The organism is Oleiphilus sp. HI0128, assembly GCF_001635365.1.
In genome coordinates, this window is the sequence record NZ_LWGG01000472.1 from 1 (window position 1) to 708 (window position 708).

The 708-nt window shown below is 52.0% G+C and carries 1 protein-coding gene; it reads right to left on the bottom strand.

Annotated elements, in window-relative coordinates; genetic code table 11:
- Positions 1-708: Tn3 family transposase (locus A3763_RS05750; RefSeq protein ID WP_156494945.1), on the bottom strand; the 708-nt coding region annotated here is incomplete at both ends.

Below are 708 nucleotides of genomic sequence, written 5' to 3' on the forward strand. Positions count from 1 at the left end.
GGCTGGCGTCATCGATGTAGTTCAGCAGATACTGGGCCTTCAGTAACCGGTTGTATTCAGTCAGAGCCTCCAGTAACGGGTGGTTGTGCTTGTAGCCGGAGAGTTTACGCACCAACGTAGCTTGGCTGGTTTTCCGCTGGGCTAGAGAGACTGCGATCCGCTGGATGGTGTCCCAGTGGTCTATGATGCGTTTCGTGTTGATCGGCTTGCGCAACGATAGTTTCACGCGCTGATTTTCGTCTTCGGTGATGTTGAACAGCTCATTGATGACCTTGCCAACCCGGGCATATCGGGGGGCGAACCGATAACCGAACAGATCGAGCAAGGCAAAGTTCACATGATTTACCCCATGAGTGTCAGTTGAGAGCATGTCCGGGATAATCTCAGTACTGTTGTTCATCAACAGGTCAAAGATGTAATGGGATTCATGTTCGTTGGCGCCGATAACCCGGGCATTGATGGCCATATGATTGGCATTCAGACTGACCGCCGAGACGCCTTTGCTGGTACCGAAGTATTTTGAGGAATACCGTGTACGGAACGTCTCGCGCTTGGCTTCGAACTTCTGACCATCGGCACTGGCATGCAGACTGTCATCCTGGATGTTGTAGTGCTTGAAGATGCTCAGTCGTGTGGTAGCGTTGTTGATACGGTCATTGGCCGCATTCAGGGTTTCCAGCCGAAGGTAGTTCGCCTGGATAGTGCTGA